General features: G+C 57.3%; 13 protein-coding genes. 6 read left to right on the forward strand and 7 right to left on the reverse strand.

Translation table 11 applies throughout. From position 1 onward, the window contains the following. Window positions 1–23: 23 nt before the first annotated feature. From hutH to ACGS9J_RS18725, 3 genes are all read right to left on the reverse strand, one after another. Window positions 24–1,559: a histidine ammonia-lyase gene (hutH, locus tag ACGS9J_RS18715; protein ID WP_442232311.1), complete on the reverse strand. Its 1,536-nt coding sequence runs from the start codon at window positions 1,557–1,559 to the stop codon at window positions 24–26. Beyond that, window positions 1,556–3,247 (reverse strand): urocanate hydratase, encoded by a 1,692-nt coding sequence (gene hutU, locus ACGS9J_RS18720; RefSeq protein ID WP_442232312.1) that lies wholly within the window; start codon window positions 3,245–3,247, stop codon window positions 1,556–1,558. Before hutU ends, hutH begins: the two co-directional genes overlap by 4 nt. Before the next feature lie 463 nt (window positions 3,248–3,710). Next, window positions 3,711–5,057 carry an MFS transporter gene (locus tag ACGS9J_RS18725; protein ID WP_442232313.1) on the reverse strand — a complete coding sequence of 449 codons (1,347 nt, stop codon included), beginning with the start codon at window positions 5,055–5,057 and terminating at the stop codon, window positions 3,711–3,713. A gap of 321 nt (window positions 5,058–5,378) precedes the next feature. Here ACGS9J_RS18725 and queE point away from each other — a divergent pair, with 321 nt between their 5' ends. Further along, window positions 5,379–6,050, forward strand: a complete 672-nt coding sequence (gene queE / locus ACGS9J_RS18730; RefSeq protein ID WP_442232314.1) for a 7-carboxy-7-deazaguanine synthase QueE — start codon at window positions 5,379–5,381, stop codon at window positions 6,048–6,050. A gap of 29 nt (window positions 6,051–6,079) precedes the next feature. Here the strand turns inward: queE and queD are convergent, their stop codons facing one another. Continuing rightward, window positions 6,080–6,439 (reverse strand): 6-carboxytetrahydropterin synthase QueD, encoded by a 360-nt coding sequence (gene queD, locus ACGS9J_RS18735; protein WP_020825254.1) that lies wholly within the window; start codon window positions 6,437–6,439, stop codon window positions 6,080–6,082. 437 nt (window positions 6,440–6,876) lie between these two features. On the opposite strand from queD, the gene cysJ reads away from it, so the two are divergent. The 3 genes from cysJ (at window position 6,877) to ACGS9J_RS18750 (ending at window position 11,196) form a co-directional block, all read left to right on the forward strand. Next, window positions 6,877–8,676, forward strand: a complete 1,800-nt coding sequence (gene cysJ / locus ACGS9J_RS18740; RefSeq protein WP_442232315.1) for an NADPH-dependent assimilatory sulfite reductase flavoprotein subunit — start codon at window positions 6,877–6,879, stop codon at window positions 8,674–8,676. After that, window positions 8,676–10,391, forward strand: a complete 1,716-nt coding sequence (gene cysI, locus ACGS9J_RS18745) for an assimilatory sulfite reductase (NADPH) hemoprotein subunit (RefSeq protein ID WP_442232316.1) — start codon at window positions 8,676–8,678, stop codon at window positions 10,389–10,391. The genes cysJ and cysI overlap by 1 nt, the downstream gene beginning before the upstream one ends. Window positions 10,392–10,461: 70 nt before the next feature. Beyond that, window positions 10,462–11,196 carry a phosphoadenylyl-sulfate reductase gene (locus tag ACGS9J_RS18750; RefSeq protein ID WP_020825257.1) on the forward strand — a complete coding sequence of 245 codons (735 nt, stop codon included), beginning with the start codon at window positions 10,462–10,464 and terminating at the stop codon, window positions 11,194–11,196. Window positions 11,197–11,239: 43 nt separating this feature from the next. On the opposite strand, the gene ACGS9J_RS18755 is transcribed toward ACGS9J_RS18750, so the two are convergent. The 3 genes from ACGS9J_RS18755 to ACGS9J_RS18765 all read right to left on the reverse strand — a co-directional run bounded on the left by ACGS9J_RS18755 (window position 11,240) and on the right by ACGS9J_RS18765 (window position 13,026). Beyond that, complete coding sequence (locus ACGS9J_RS18755; RefSeq protein WP_442232317.1) at window positions 11,240–11,569, reverse strand: type II toxin-antitoxin system RelE/ParE family toxin; 330 nt, start codon at window positions 11,567–11,569, stop codon at window positions 11,240–11,242. 11 nt (window positions 11,570–11,580) lie between these two features. After that, window positions 11,581–11,856, reverse strand: a complete 276-nt coding sequence (locus tag ACGS9J_RS18760) for a hypothetical protein (RefSeq protein ID WP_442232318.1) — start codon at window positions 11,854–11,856, stop codon at window positions 11,581–11,583. A 93-nt stretch (window positions 11,857–11,949) separates the two neighbouring features. After that, entirely contained in the window at window positions 11,950–13,026 is a 1,077-nt protein-coding gene (locus ACGS9J_RS18765; protein ID WP_442232319.1) for an aminopeptidase, read from the reverse strand. A 274-nt stretch (window positions 13,027–13,300) separates the two neighbouring features. Between ACGS9J_RS18765 and ACGS9J_RS18770 the strand changes: the two genes are divergently transcribed. Both ACGS9J_RS18770 and cysG read left to right on the forward strand, forming a co-directional pair. Then, a complete protein-coding gene (locus ACGS9J_RS18770; protein WP_442232320.1) occupies window positions 13,301–13,594 on the forward strand; it encodes a hypothetical protein in 294 nt (97 codons plus the stop codon). 187 nt (window positions 13,595–13,781) lie between these two features. Beyond that, a complete protein-coding gene (gene cysG, locus ACGS9J_RS18775) occupies window positions 13,782–15,212 on the forward strand; it encodes a siroheme synthase CysG (RefSeq protein WP_442232321.1) in 1,431 nt (476 codons plus the stop codon). Window positions 15,213–15,216 lie beyond the last annotated feature (4 nt).

Consider the following 15,216-nt stretch of genomic DNA (forward strand, 5'->3'; position numbering starts at 1 on the left):
ACAAACTGCGTGGTAGGTATTATTTATGCTTGGCTGGGCAGCAGCGCTGCAGGCATCAGCGAAGTCAGATGACCGGCCGCCAGCAGCAGGCTGGCAGCTTCAATGTCGGGGGCGAAGAAACGATCCTTGTCGTAGTAACTGACTTGCTCGCGCAGCACGCGGCGTGCCTGCTCCAGACTTTCGGTGGTTTTCAGGCCCTTGCGCAAATCCAACCCCTGACAGGCAGCCAGCCATTCGACGGCCAGAATGCCACGCACGTTTTCCGCCATTTCCCACAGACGGCGACCGGCGGCCGGCGCCATGGAAACATGGTCTTCCTGGTTGGCGGAGGTCGGGATGCTGTCGACGCTGGCCGGGTGCGCCAGCGCTTTGTTTTCGCTGGTCAGCGCCGCGGCGGTCACCTGGGCAATCATAAAGCCGGAGTTCACGCCGCCGTTGTCCACCAGGAACGGCGGCAGTTGCGACATGTGCTTATCCATCATCAGCGAGATACGACGCTCGGACAGCGAGCCGATTTCGGCAAACGCCAGCGCCAGATTGTCGGCGGCCATCGCGACCGGCTCAGCGTGGAAGTTGCCGCCGGACAACACGTCGCCCTGCTCCGCGAACACCAACGGGTTATCGGACACGGCGTTGGCTTCGATTTCCAACACTTCACTGGCCTGGCGGATCTGCGTCAGGCAGGCGCCCATCACCTGCGGTTGGCAGCGCAGGGAGTACGGATCCTGCACCTTGTCGCAGTTGCGATGCGAATCAGACACTTCGCTGCGCTCGCCCAGCAGGTGGCGGTAGGCGGCGGCGGCGTCGATCTGGCCGCGCTGACCACGTACGGCATGAATACGCGCATCAAACGGGCTGCGTGAACCCAGAGCGGCTTCCACCGTCAGGCTGCCGGTGACTGTTGCTGCGGCGTACAGGTCTTCTACGTCAAACAGGCCGCGCAGGGCAAAGGCGGCGGAAACCTGGGTGCCGTTCAGCAGCGCCAGGCCTTCTTTGGCTGCCAGCGTCAGCGGTTTCAGACCCGCTTTGGCCAGCGCTTCGGTGGCAGGCAGCCATTCACCCTGATAACGGGCCTTGCCTTCACCCAGCAGCACCAGACTCATGTGCGCCAGCGGTGCCAGGTCGCCGGAAGCGCCTACGGAGCCTTTCAGCGGGATATGCGGGTAAACTTCGGCGTTGACCAAGGCCATCAGCGCCTGGATCACTTCCAGACGGATACCTGAGAAGCCGCGCGACAGGCTGTTGATCTTCAACACCATAATCAGGCGAACCAGACTGTCGTCGGTCGGTGCGCCAACCCCGGCGGCGTGCGACAGCACAATCGAACGTTGCAGGTTTTCCAGATCTTCGCGGGCGATGCGGGTGGATGCCAGCAGGCCGAAACCGGTGTTAATGCCGTAAGTGGTGCGATCTTCTTCAACAATACGTTCAACCAGGGCGACGCTCTGCTGGATAGCGGCGTAGGCGTTGTCATCCAGCTGCAGGGTCACCGGGTGTTGATAAACTTCGCGCAGTTGGGCCAGAGTCAGTTGGCCGGGGCGGATAGTCAGCGCTTTCATGCTTTGTCTCCTTGAGTCGCGGCCACCATCGGCAGGTTCAAACCTTGCTCGCGGGCGCATTCAATAGCGATGTCGTAACCGGCATCGGCGTGACGCATCACGCCAGTGGCAGGGTCATTATGCAATACGCGGGCGATACGTTCGGCGGCTTCATCGGTGCCGTCACAAACGATAACCATGCCGGAGTGCTGGGAGAAACCCATGCCGACACCCCCGCCGTGGTGCAGAGAAACCCAGGTCGCGCCGCTGGCGGTATTGAGCAGGGCGTTGAGCAGCGGCCAGTCGGAAACGGCGTCTGAACCGTCTTGCATCGATTCGGTTTCACGGTTCGGGCTGGCGACGGAGCCGGAGTCCAGATGGTCACGGCCGATGACGATTGGCGCGGACAGTTCGCCGCTGCGGACCATTTCGTTGAACGCCAGACCCAGCTTGGCGCGTTGGCCCAGACCGACCCAGCAGATACGTGCCGGCAGGCCCTGGAAGCTGATGCGCTCGCGGGCCATATCCAGCCAGCGGTGCAGATGTTCGTCATCTGGGATCAGTTCTTTAACCATGGCGTCGGTTTTGTAGATGTCTTGCGGATCGCCGGACAGTGCAGCCCAGCGGAACGGACCGATGCCGCGACAGAACAGAGGACGGATGTAAGCCGGTACGAAGCCAGGGAAATCGAAGGCATTGCTGACGCCCATTTCTTTCGCCATCTGGCGAATGTTGTTGCCGTAGTCGAAGGTCGGCACGCCCATTTTCTGGAAGGCCAGCATGGCTTCGACGTGTTCGGCCATCGACTGTTTGGCGGCGATAACCACCTGAGCCGGTTCGGTCTGCGCGCGCTGACGGTACTCTTCCCAGCTCCAGCCTTTTGGCAGGTAGCCATTCAGCGGATCGTGGGCGCTGGTCTGGTCGGTGACCATGTCCGGGCGAACGCCGCGGCGTACCAGCTCCGGCAGAATGTCTGCCGCATTACCGCACAGGGCGATGGAGATGGCTTTGCCTTCGGCAGTGTATTTCTTGATGCGGGCCAGCGCGTCGTCCAGATCCGTCGCCTGTTCATCGACATAGCGGGTTTTCAGACGGAAATCGATGCGGCTTTGTTGGCATTCGATGTTCAGTGAGCAGGCACCTGCCAGCGTAGCGGCCAGCGGCTGCGCGCCACCCATGCCGCCCAGACCGGCGGTCAGTACCCAGCGGCCCTGCAGGCTGCCGTCGTAGTGCTGGCGACCCGCTTCCACGAAGGTCTCGTAGGTTCCCTGGACGATGCCCTGGCTGCCGATGTAGATCCAGCTGCCGGCGGTCATCTGGCCGTACATGGCCAGGCCTTTGGCGTCCAGTTCGTTAAAGTGTTCCCAGGTCGCCCAGTGTGGCACCAGGTTAGAGTTGGCAATCAGCACGCGTGGCGCGTTGCTGTGGGTTTTGAATACCCCGACCGGCTTGCCGGACTGGACCAGCAGCGTTTCGTCGTCTTCCAGGGTTTTCAGGGTGGCGACAATTTTGTCGTAGCAGTCCCAATCACGTGCGGCGCGGCCGATACCGCCGTATACCACCAGCTCATGCGGGTTTTCCGCCACTTCAGGATCGAGGTTGTTCATCAGCATGCGCAACGGCGCTTCGGTCAGCCAGCTTTTTGCATTTAATTTTGTGCCGCGTGGCGCACGTACATCGACATTGCGAACTTTGTTATTTGCAGTCACAGCATTTTCCTCAAACAGTATCGGTGCAGATCCCATGGTGCGGTGGGGTAAATCACCACGCCATAACAATGCGTAGGGTTTATTAACATATACTTGTATGTACAAGCATATGCAACACTGACCTGTGGGCGGCCTAAATGGCATAAGAGAAAGTTATTTTTGTTTTTAATCAATGATATGTAGCTGTATTTGGCGTCAGGCCCATTAGGTGGACGCTAGAGAACAGTGAGCTATTCAACAAAAATGAATTAAAAACGGGTCATTTTTGAGCGTTAAATCACAATAATTTTACATACCTATTACAAGTTAGGGCGAACGATAAAAAAGTCCTATCGCTGGAGGGGGTGAAGCCGTTGACAGAGTGCTGTGTTGTTTTGTGGTAGGGGCGCCGCATGCTGCGCCCAATAGCATAATCAATGGGTTAAATCGGGTCGAACATGTTCGACCCCTACCGGTTTAGCCCTTATACGGGTTTGTCAGCCGGTTGCAGCACCGCTCTTCGAGTCATTTTGAAAACTGTAGCGATGGCGGCGATCAACGCCGGTACGCACAGGAACATCAAGATACTCTGCACTTCCCACTGCATGGCCAGCAGCTGTGCGCCCATCATGGTCCCAGCCACGCCGCCAAAGCGGCCGATGCCCTGCATCCAGGCAATGCCGGTTGCACGACTGTGGGTCGGGTAGAAGGTGGCCGCCAGCGTTTGCAGACCGGACTGCGCACCGTTCATGGTGATGCCCATCAGGAAGATAAAGGTGCCCAGCAGGACGATGTGGCTGTCCTCGGTCGCCATCGCCACAATCAGCAGGGCGGTAATGACAAAGCCACTCGACACCACTTTATGCGCGTTCCAGCGATCCATCAGCCAGCCGGCCACCAGAATGCCGAGGGTACCGCCGAAGGTGAACAGCGAGGTCAGAATGGCCGACTGCTCCAACTGATAGCCCAGACCCTGCATCAGGATCGGCATCCAGCTCAGCAGCACGTAATAAATCACCAGGCCCATAAAGTACGTCAGCCACAGCATCAGCGTGCCGGTCAGATAAGGGCGGGTGAACAACAGACCGACGCTGGTTTTTGACTGCGCCAGCTTCTCTTCATACAGAAAGAAGCGCGTCACTTTATCGAGATCCTGGCTGACAAAACGTTGGGCGATGCGTTTGATTTTGATCGCATCCTTGCCGCGGTTCACCATGTACTTCACTGATTCCGGCAGGAACAGGATCAACAATACCGTCAGCACTAACGGAGCGATCGCGCCCAGCAGCAGCACGCTGTGCCAGCCATAGGCCGGGATCAGCCACGACGAAATCGCGCCGCCGCCGGCTGCACCCAACGGGAAACCGCAGTACATGGTGTTAATCGCCAGCGAACGGCAGCGCTGCGGCGCATATTCGGAAATCAGCGTGATGGCGTTCGGCATCGCCGCGCCCAGTCCCAGACCGGTGAGGAAGCGCCACAGCGTCAGGCTATTGAGCGAACCGGCATAGGCGGTGGCCAGACTCGACAGCCCGAAGAACAGGCAAGAAAACACCAGTACCCGCTTGCGGCCGATACGGTCCGAGATCGGCCCGGCGACCAGCGCACCGAGTGACAGACCCAGCAACGCGGCGCTCAGCACCGGGCCGAGATCTTGTTTCACAATGCCCCAGTCTTTGGCGACCGAAGGGGCGATATACCCCATTGCCGCAGTGTCAAAGCCATCAATGGCCAGGATCAGAAATCCCAAAATGATCAAGGTCCAGTGAAACAGCGAGAATTTGCTGTCGTCGATGGCCTGCTGAATATTCAACTCGGTGGAATGAGCCATGGCACCCTCTAACGCAGATGTGATTGTGTGGATGAACCGCCGGAACTGATGTCCGACTTGTGCTTGCCTGTATATACATCTGCGCGACGGCGCTTTATGTCAAATATATTTATCTTATGCGTTAAATAAATGTTGTTTTTGCGAAGCAGATTACATCGTCAGTGCAAGGAGACGGCTCAGGAAGCGAATTAAATGAAGCGCATAGCCGGTGAGATCGGCTGGCAAGAGGGCGGAGGATAAAATTTAATACAATTTCGCCGGTTTGGTCGCCGGGCTGGAATCTGCGATAATCTCTTTTTACCTTTCCAGATTGAGAAACCGATGCAGTACCCGATTAATGAAATGTTCCAAACCTTGCAGGGCGAAGGCTTTTTCACCGGCGTTCCGGCCATTTTTATCCGCCTGCAGGGCTGCCCGGTGGGATGCAGCTGGTGCGATACCAAACATACCTGGGAAAAGGAAGCCAATCGGGAAGTGGATATGCAACGGATCCTGGTGAAAACCGAAGAGAGCGACGCCTGGGGTAGCGCCAGCGCCGAGCAGTTGCTGGCGGTGATACGTCAGCAGGGTTATACCGCACGCCACGTGGTGATCACCGGCGGCGAACCCTGCATTTACGATCTGACTCCGCTGACCCAGTTGCTGGAAGACAACGGCTACGGCTGCCAGATTGAAACCAGTGGCACCCACGAGATCCAGTGTTCGGCGAATACCTGGGTGACGGTTTCCCCCAAGGTGAATATGCGCGGTGGCATGAAAGTGTTGAGCCAGGCTTTGCAACGTGCGGATGAAGTGAAGCATCCGGTTGGACGTGAGCGCGATATCGAAGCGTTGGATGCGCTGCTGGCGACGCTGCATGATGAGAAGCCGCGTATTATCGCGCTGCAGCCGATCAGCCAGAAGGAAGAGGCGACCCGCCTGTGCATTGAAACCTGTATTGCCCGCAACTGGCGCCTGTCGATGCAGACCCATAAGTATCTGAACATCGCATAAAATTCAGGGCGCCATCGGGCGCCCTTGCTTTAACCTTTATATACGCATCCCGCGGTACAGGTTTCTTTCACCATCACCGCAGTCAGTTCCGGCAACTGGGGTTTGAGCTGTTGCCAGATCCAGGCGGCAAGTACTTCGCTGGTGGGATTTTCCAATCCTGGAATATCGTTCAGATAATGGTGATCCAGGCGCTCCCAGATAGGGGAGAACACGGCTTTAAGCTCGGCGAAATCCATCACCCAACCGGTGTGGGCATCCACTTCACCGGTCACTTCCAGACGCACCATAAACGAATGCCCGTGCAGACGGCCGCATTTATGGCCCTCAGGTACGTGCGGCAAACGGTGTGCGGCTTCAAACTGAAAATCTTTAAACAGCGTGGTTGCCATTATTACGGCCTCATTGACTCAAAAACCGCCGAAGTTTACCGGAAACGGAGCCTGCTTGCCATTTATACCGCTATGGTCTACCACCGCCGTCGTCCAATCGGTGTTAACACTTTTTTTGTTTGGTGTAGACCGGACCTATCGGTTGGGGTAATGAGTGGTAAATGCGATTCATTCAAATAACGATAAAAAAACAGCTTTATTTTCATTAGGATAAAAATCCTCTCTTAACGCTTTATGCGCTATCCCTTACCAGAAAAACAGCTTAGTCATTTTGGTTATTAATTATTGCTATCCCTTATTTAATCGTTGCTATTGTGCTCGGTAACCTTACAAACTCTCCTGATCTTTTCAGGACCGCAGACTGAACGAAAAGACAGCGACTGACACTGGCGAGCACCTGGCTGGATAGGTGCCAAGTATAGGAAATAAGTACTGCAATGACGACTCAGGCTCCTCCAACATCTATGCTCCCGCTGACACCCGAACAGCTGGCGCGCCTGCAGGCGGCGATTGGTGAATATTCACCGACGCAGCTGGCGTGGCTGTCAGGTTATTTCTGGGGAATGGTTAATCAACAGCCTGGCGCCGTAGCCATTGCGCCGGTGGCTGCCGCCGCCGCCAGCATCACGCTGATTTCCGCTTCGCAGACCGGCAATGCTCGCCGCCTGGCGGAACAATTGCGTGACGATCTGTTGGCTGCCAAGCTGAGCGTCACCCTGGTGAACGCCGGTGACTACAAATTCAAGCAAATTGCCCAAGAGCGTTTGCTGGTGATCGTCGCCTCCACTCAGGGGGAAGGTGAACCGGCGGAAGAGGCGGTTGCGCTGCACAAATTCTTGTTCTCCAAGAAAGCGCCAAAGCTTAACGAGACCGCATTTGCAGTTTTCGGCTTAGGGGACACGTCCTACGAGAACTTCTGTCAGTCAGGTAAAGATTTCGACGGCAAGTTGGCTGAACTGGGTGCTGAACGCCTGGTGGAGCGGGTAGACGCCGACGTGGAATACCAGGAACTGGCTACCGCCTGGCGTAAACAGGTGGTGGAGGTGCTGAAAGCGCGCGCACCGGCTGAAAACGCCGCACCGGGCCAGCTTGCCAGCGGCGCGGTTGACCTGATCGACAGCAGCCCGTACAGCAAAGAGCAGCCGCTGACCGCACAACTGGCGGCGAAGCAAAAAATTACCGGCCGTGCGTCTGATAAAGACGTGCGTCATATTGAAATCGATCTGGGCGATTCGGGCCTGCGTTACCGCCCGGGCGATGCACTCGGCGTGTGGTTCGACAACGCTCCGGCGCTGGTGGACGAACTGGTGCAACTGCTGTGGCTGAAAGGTGACGAACCGGTGGAAGTGGAAGGCAAAACTTTGCCGCTTTCGCAAGCGTTGCGCAGCCATTTCGAACTGACGCAGAACACCACGCTGATCGTCGATAAATACGCGGCTCTGTCGCGCGACGAGAAGCTGGTTGGCCTGCTGGCGGATAAAGCGGCACTGCAGCATTACGCGCACAACACGCCGATTGTCGACATGGTGCGGCAAGCGCCGGCCGATCTTAACGCTGAGCAGTTGATTGGCCTGCTGCGTCCGCTGACGCCACGTTTGTATTCCATTGCCTCGTCGCAAGCCGAGACCGAAAACGAAGTGCACGTTACCGTAGGCGTGGTGCGTTACGACATCGACGGCCGTGCCCGCGCAGGTGGCGCCTCCAGTTTCCTGGCCGATCGCCTGGAAGAGGATGGCGACGTGCGGGTGTTCATCGAGCATAACGACAATTTCCGTCTGCCGGCCAACCCGGAAACCCCGGTGATCATGATTGGGCCAGGCACCGGCATTGCACCGTTCCGCGCCTTTATGCAACAGCGTGATGCTGACGGTGCCGGTGGCAAAAACTGGCTGTTCTTTGGCAACCCGCACTTTACCGAAGATTTTCTGTATCAGGTCGAATGGCAGCGCTATGTGAAAGACGGCCTGTTGACCCGCATCGATCTGGCCTGGTCACGCGACCAGCAGCATAAAGTCTATGTACAAGACAAACTGCGCGAGCAGGGCGCAGAAGTGTGGCGTTGGATCCAGGAAGGCGCGCACATTTACGTCTGTGGCGATGCGAACCGCATGGCGAAAGACGTGGAAAACACATTACTGGAACTGGTGGCCGAGCACGGTGGCATGGATACCGAGCTGGCGGATGAATTTTTAAGTGAGCTGCGCCTTGAGCGCCGTTATCAGCGAGATGTTTACTGATGAGTGATAAACACCCGGGGCCTCTGGTGGTCGAAGGCAAATTGACCGATGCCGAGCGTTTGAAGAAAGACAGTAACTTCCTGCGCGGCACCATCGCCGAAGACCTGAAGGACGGCCTGACCGGCGGTTTTAACGGTGACAACTTCCTGCTGATCCGTTTCCACGGCATGTATCAGCAGGACGACCGTGATATCCGCGCCGAACGCGCCGAACAGAAGCTGGAGCCGCGCCACGCCATGATGCTGCGCTGCCGTCTGCCGGGGGGCATTATTTCCCCGCAGCAGTGGCTGGGCATTGATAAGTTTGCGCAGGAAAGCACGCTGTACGGCAGCATTCGCATCACCAACCGTCAGACCTTCCAGTTCCATGGCATTTTGAAGGGCAATGTTAAGCCGGTTCACCAACTGTTGGGGCGCTTGGGGTTGGACGCGCTGGCCACTGCCAACGACGTAAACCGCAACGTGCTTTGTACCTCTAACCCGGTGGAGTCCGAGCTGCACCAGGAAGCCTACGAGTGGGCGAAGAAGATCTCCGAACATCTGCTGCCGCGAACTCGCGCCTATGCAGAAGTGTGGCTGGATCAGGAAAAAGTGGCGACCACCGACGAAGAACCGATCCTCGGCGCAACCTATCTGCCGCGCAAATTCAAAACCACGGTGGTGATCCCGCCGCAAAACGACGTCGATCTGCACGCCAACGACATGAACTTTGTCGCGATTGCCAAAAACGGCAAACTGGTGGGCTTTAACCTGCTGGTGGGCGGCGGGCTGTCGATTGAACACGGCAACAAGAAAACCTATGCGCGCAAAGCCAGCGAATTCGGCTATATCCCGCTGGAGCATACGTTGGCGGTAGCCGAAGCGGTGGTGACCACCCAGCGTGACTGGGGTAACCGTACCGATCGCAAGAACGCCAAAACCAAATACACGCTGGAGCGTGTCGGGGTGGATACCTTCCGCGCCGAAGTGGAAAAACGCGCCGGCATCACCTTTGAACCGATCCGCCCGTACGAGTTTACCGGCCGCGGCGATCGCATCGGTTGGGTCAAAGGCATCGATAACCAATGGCACCTGACGCTATTTATCGAGAACGGTCGCCTGTTGGATTATCCGGGGCGTCCGCTTAAAACCGGCGTTGCCGAGATCGCCAAGATCCACAAAGGGGATTTCCGCCTGACCGCCAACCAGAACCTGATCGTCGCCGGCGTGCCGGAAAGCGAAAAGGCGAAGATTGAAGCGATCGCACGTGAACATGGGTTGATCGACGACGGGATCAGCGAGCAGCGTCAAAACTCGATGGCCTGCGTATCCTTCCCGACCTGCCCATTGGCGATGGCGGAGGCCGAGCGTTTCCTGCCGGAGTTCGTCACTAAAGTGGAAGGGATCCTGCATCGCCACGGGGTAGGTGACGAGCACATCGTGCTGCGCATCACTGGTTGCCCGAACGGCTGTGGTCGTGCGCTGTTGGCGGAGATTGGCCTGGTAGGTAAAGCGGTTGGCCGCTATAACCTGCATCTGGGCGGCAACCGGGAAGGCACGCGCATTCCACGCATGTACCGCGAAAATATTAACGAAGAAGAGATCCTGCAAGAGATTGACCAACTGGTGGGCCGCTGGGCCACAGAGCGTACCACCGGCGAAGGGTTTGGTGATTTCACCATCCGCGCCGGCGTGGTCAAGCCGGTGATTGATTCGGCGCAGGATTTCTGGGACTGACGCCATTTGGCCCCGCTGCCACAGGGGGCTGAACCGCGCGGTATGATTCAAGTATCAGGAGGCTGGCAACATGGCTGAATTCGATCTGGCGGCGCTGAATGCGCTGCCCAAGTCTGGGCAGGCGTTGGCACTGGCGGTAGTTAATGGTCAGTTGGAAACGCTTTCCGCCGAGCAACGCGTGGAATGGGCGCTGGAACATCTGCCCGGTGAGTTTGTGCTCTCTTCAAGCTTTGGCATTCAGGCGGCGGTGTGTCTGCATCTGGTCACGCGGATCAAACCGGACATTCCGGTGATCCTCACCGATACCGGCTACCTGTTCCCGGAAACCTATCAGTTTATCGATCAGTTGGTCGACAAACTGAAGCTGAACCTGCAGGTATTTCGCGCCGAGCAGTCGCCCGCCTGGCAGGAGGCTCGCTACGGCAAGCTGTGGGAGCAGGGCGTGGAGGGTATCGAGAAATACAACCTGATCAACAAGGTTGAGCCAATGAACCGCGCGCTGGAAACCCTGGGTGGGCAGACCTGGTTTGCCGGCCTGCGCCGTGAGCAATCCGGCAGCCGCGCCAATCTACCGGTGTTGGCGGTACAACGTGGGGTGTTCAAGATCCTGCCGATTATCGACTGGGACAACCGCAAGATTTATCAATACCTGACCGAGCACGGCCTGAGTTATCACCCGCTGTGGGAGCAAGGCTACCTGTCGGTGGGGGATACCCACACCACGCAGAAGTGGGAACCGGGCATGAGCGAAGAAGAAACCCGTTTCTTTGGTCTGAAGCGTGAGTGTGGCCTGCACGAAGGCTAATGACGTATTCACATCGTCAAAGGGCTCAGCATTCGCTGGGCCCTTATTCATTCAGCAACATGTGCCGCCAGAGTGCCGCACCGATATCTTGGCGGGTGTGCAAAAACAGCAAAATATAGACGCGGTTTTCTGTCACTTCATACAGTGTGCGATAGTCGTGGCGATCCAGGCGTTCACGAACGGCCAAACCAAACTCAGCTAATTGGGCATTAAAACGACAGCGTAGAGGATCGGTGCGGAGATTTTCCAGAGTGTCGGCAAACAACGCATCAACGAATCTTGCCGCTCCCAATGGGCCAAGATAGAAGGCTTTATAGGACTCAATATCGCTGAGGCACCTTAGTGCTGTGTCAGTGAGGTGAACATCATACATGGTGGTTATCCTTACCCCCGTGATGCGCGTAACCTTTGTAATGCTTCGTCGGCAGAAATCGTTCTGCCCTCAGTAACATCCTGTTTAGCCTTTAATGTCAGTTTCAGCAGCGCATGCGTTTGGCGTTCTCGTTCCCAGGCGGCGAGTTCTGCTTGCCGTTCTGCTGCTGTTTGTACGAATAATTCAGCGGTTCCATTCTTCGTCACCCAAACACCTCCCTCGAAATTTTTGGGAGAGCCGAGGCTTTCCCGCGTCGCTTTCTGCGACAGGGTCTTGTGCGCGCTCATAAGCTGGGGCTCCTGCTGCGAAATACTGACGACAGTATACTCAGCGGAGCGGGGTAGGTACAAAATTTGTACTAATTTTGTACCTCGATGCGGCTATTTCTTCTGTTTTTTGGCTTTGGGCGGGTGGGCCTGAGCCAGTTCTTTAATCAGCGGCAGCAGGATCTGCACGCTCTCGCGGCTGCGCTTGTCGATACGCCCCGGCAGATTGCGTTCCAGATATTGCAGGTTATCGTACTGCGGGCGGTGCCAACTGATGCCCTGCGGGAAGTGCGGGCTAACGGCGCGTTGCTGGTAGCCGTCTTTATTGCCCAGTGACCAGTTGGTGGCTTCGACGGACAGCACCGGGATACCGGCTTTATCAAACACTTCCTGATCGGAGCAGCAGCCGGTGCCTTTCGGGTGCGCTTTGCTGCCCGGGTTAGTAGCGGCGGCAATGCCGTAGCGGTGGGCGATATCCAATGCGCGATCGCGGCTTTGTTTCGCCAGTTTCGGCGGCGTGTTAAGACCGGCGTTGAAATACAGGCGATCGCCGGTAATCAGGCTGTCGAGGTTAATCACCAGTAGGGTGTTGCGCTTTTCATCCGCGCTCATGCGTTGCAGGTAGTTCTGTGCGCCCTGGGAACCCAGCTCTTCGGCGCTGGTGGCGACAAAGCGCAGGCCGTAAGCGGTGGGGATGTTCTTCAGACGTTCCGCCAGCTCCAGCATCACGCCGACGCCAGAGGCATTGTCATCGACACCCTGCAGCGTCAGGCCGCCGAGATTGTTGTCCAGATCGGCGTCGCTTTGCGGCGTGTAGGTATCAAAATGCGCCACGATCAGAATCTGCTGCGGCTGGCTGCCATTTTTAGCGGCGATCACCGAGCTGGCGGTGATGTTATTCCAGTTCTTCTTGCCGTCTTTGCTGGTGTACAGATAGCGGGTGTTGAAACTGCGGGTATCGCTCTGATACCCCATTTTGCTGAACTGCTGTTTCAGATAGTCTGCGGTGAGCAATTCAGCCGGGCTGCCCGCCATGCGGCCAGGGAAATAGGTGGCGATATGGCGAGTCTGCTCGGCGGCGAATTTGCCCATGGGAGCGTCTTTCGCCGGCAGAGCGGCGGCCGAAACGCTGAAAATACCGCCGAGCGCCGCCACCAGCAGGCCGGTCTTCAGGTAAAAACGGGAAAACATACCGAAAAATCCTTCTTTTTAATGTCGGTAATACCGATTTTTTGCGGCTTTCAGTATGAGACTCGCCGACAGATTAAACAATTTCCTCCGCTCTGAAATTTACGTTACAGAGGCAAAATTTCGGCGCTGTGCGCAACTATTGATAGCGATCCCGGGTCCGTGCGGCATTTTTTGCGAAATGCCGGGCATATTACGGGAATCGGTATTTAACCATGAACATGCTGTGGTTTATGATTCGACGGTAAGGTTCATATGGATAGAAGGAGAAACCCGGGTGTTGAACAAGTGTGATAACAGGTTCGGCCTGATAGAAAAGAAAGCTGAGTATGTGGAGCATACTCTCAATCAGGTCAAAACAGATTTGGCGACGCTGACCCTGCGTTCGGCGGAGTTTGTCACCAAAGGCGATTTGCATAAGGAAGTGGGATTGCTGCACCGAGAGATCGGTTTAGTTCATAAGGAGGTAGCCAGTCAGACCAAATGGATGGTGAGCCAGACCAAATGGATGATTAGCACCATATTGGCTGTCGCTGGACTGTGCATGACCGCCGCGAAGTTTTGGTTCTGATTTCCGCCTCTTTACGCCTGCCTGGGCTGGATGATCGCCGCGGCCCTACCGGATGTGAAACCCTCGCAAACCCTGACGCTGCGCGCCTTATTCCATTATTGCACTAGTCATTCCTTTTCGTCATTTCAGAGGCTAAATCTCAGCCCGTATAGTCACACTATCATTCTGCATCTATGAAAAGGCTGTTGTGGACTATCTACCTATATTTGCCGACCTGAAACAACGCCCGGTGTTGGTCGTTGGCGGCGGCGAAGTGGCTGCGCGCAAAGTTGATCTTCTCCTGCGCGCCGGGGCTGAAATACGGATAGTTGCGCAGTCACTCTCACCCACACTCGAACAATGGCGTCAGCAGGGGCAGATCCACTGGCTGGGGCAGGCTTTTGTCGCCCAGCAACTGGATGAGGTTTTCCTGGTGATTGCCGCAACCGACGACAGCGCGCTGAATGCCGAGGTATTTGCCGAAGCGGATAAACGCCGGGTGCTGGCCAACGTGGTCGACGATCAGCCGCGTTGCTCGTTTATCTTCCCGTCGATTATCGACCGTTCACCGCTGGTGGTGGCCGTCTCTTCTAGCGGTCAGGCGCCGGTGCTGGCCCGTATGCTGCGTGAAAAGCTCGAAGCGTTGTTGCCCGCCAGTCTGGGGCAGATGGCCGAGGTGGCCGGGCGCTGGCGCGGTCAGGTGAAACAGCGACTGAATGCGATCGGCGAACGCCGTCGCTTCTGGGAAAAAACATTCGGCGGCCGTTTTGCCACGCTGGTGGCCAATGGCCAACCCGCAGAGGCCGAACGGCAGTTGGAGCAGGATTTACAGCAGTTTTCCCAGGGCGGCGAAGGCACTCAGGGCGAAATTGCGCTGGTGGGTGCCGGGCCTGGCGATGTGGGACTATTGACCCTGCGCGGGCTGCAGGTGATGCAGCAGGCCGACGTGGTGCTGTACGACCATCTGGTCAGCGATGAAATCCTGGATTTGGTGCGCCGCGACGCCGAACGGATCTGCGTGGGAAAACGCGCCGGTGCACACTCGGTGATCCAGGAAGAAACCAACCGCCTGCTGGTGGAGCTGGCACAGCAGGGTAAACGTGTGGTGCGGTTAAAAGGGGGCGATCCCTTTATCTTTGGCCGCGGCGGCGAAGAACTGCAGGTGGCGGCGGCGGCGGGCATTCCGTTCCAGGTGGTGCCGGGCGTTACCGCGGCGGCCGGAGCGACGGCCTATGCAGGCATTCCGCTGACGCACCGCGACCATGCGCAGAGCGTAACTTTTATTACCGGCCACTGTCGTCCTGACGGCGACGGGCTGGACTGGGCAGATTTGGCGCGTGCGCGTCAGACTCTGGCTATCTACATGGGCACCATGAAGGCGGCGGACATCAGTCAGCGCCTGATAGCCCACGGCCGCGCGGCCACGACGCCGGTAGCGGTGATCAGCCGCGGCACGCGCGCGGACCAGCTGGTGCAAACCGGCACGTTGCAACAGCTTGAAAAATTGGCTCAACAGGCCCCGTTACCGGCGTTGCTGGTGATCGGCGAAGTGGTGGAGTTGCATCATCAAATTGCCTGGTTTGGGCATCAACCGCAGACGGAAGGGGCATCGCGTCCCGCCGTCGTGAATTTGGCTTAAGGAT

The sequence above is a fragment of the Serratia quinivorans genome (assembly GCF_052113645.1).
In the GTDB taxonomy this organism is placed as follows: Bacteria; Pseudomonadota; Gammaproteobacteria; order Enterobacterales; family Enterobacteriaceae; genus Serratia; species Serratia quinivorans_B.

Bases quoted from the DNA above. Each gene is read 5' to 3' on its own strand.
- hutH (WP_442232311.1), bottom strand. From the start codon at position 1,559: ATGAAAGCGCTGACTATCCGCCCCGGCCAACTGACTCTGGCCCAACTG.
- ACGS9J_RS18725 (WP_442232313.1), bottom strand. From the start codon at position 5,057: ATGGCTCATTCCACCGAGTTGAATATTCAGCAGGCCATCGACGACAGC.
- queE (WP_442232314.1), top strand. From the start codon at position 5,379: ATGCAGTACCCGATTAATGAAATGTTCCAAACCTTGCAGGGCGAAGGC.
- queD (WP_020825254.1), bottom strand. From the start codon at position 6,439: ATGGCAACCACGCTGTTTAAAGATTTTCAGTTTGAAGCCGCACACCGT.
- cysJ (WP_442232315.1), top strand. From the start codon at position 6,877: ATGACGACTCAGGCTCCTCCAACATCTATGCTCCCGCTGACACCCGAA.
- cysI (WP_442232316.1), top strand. From the start codon at position 8,676: ATGAGTGATAAACACCCGGGGCCTCTGGTGGTCGAAGGCAAATTGACC.
- ACGS9J_RS18750 (WP_020825257.1), top strand. From the start codon at position 10,462: ATGGCTGAATTCGATCTGGCGGCGCTGAATGCGCTGCCCAAGTCTGGG.
- ACGS9J_RS18755 (WP_442232317.1), bottom strand. From the start codon at position 11,569: ATGTATGATGTTCACCTCACTGACACAGCACTAAGGTGCCTCAGCGAT.
- ACGS9J_RS18760 (WP_442232318.1), bottom strand. From the start codon at position 11,856: ATGAGCGCGCACAAGACCCTGTCGCAGAAAGCGACGCGGGAAAGCCTC.
- ACGS9J_RS18765 (WP_442232319.1), bottom strand. From the start codon at position 13,026: ATGTTTTCCCGTTTTTACCTGAAGACCGGCCTGCTGGTGGCGGCGCTC.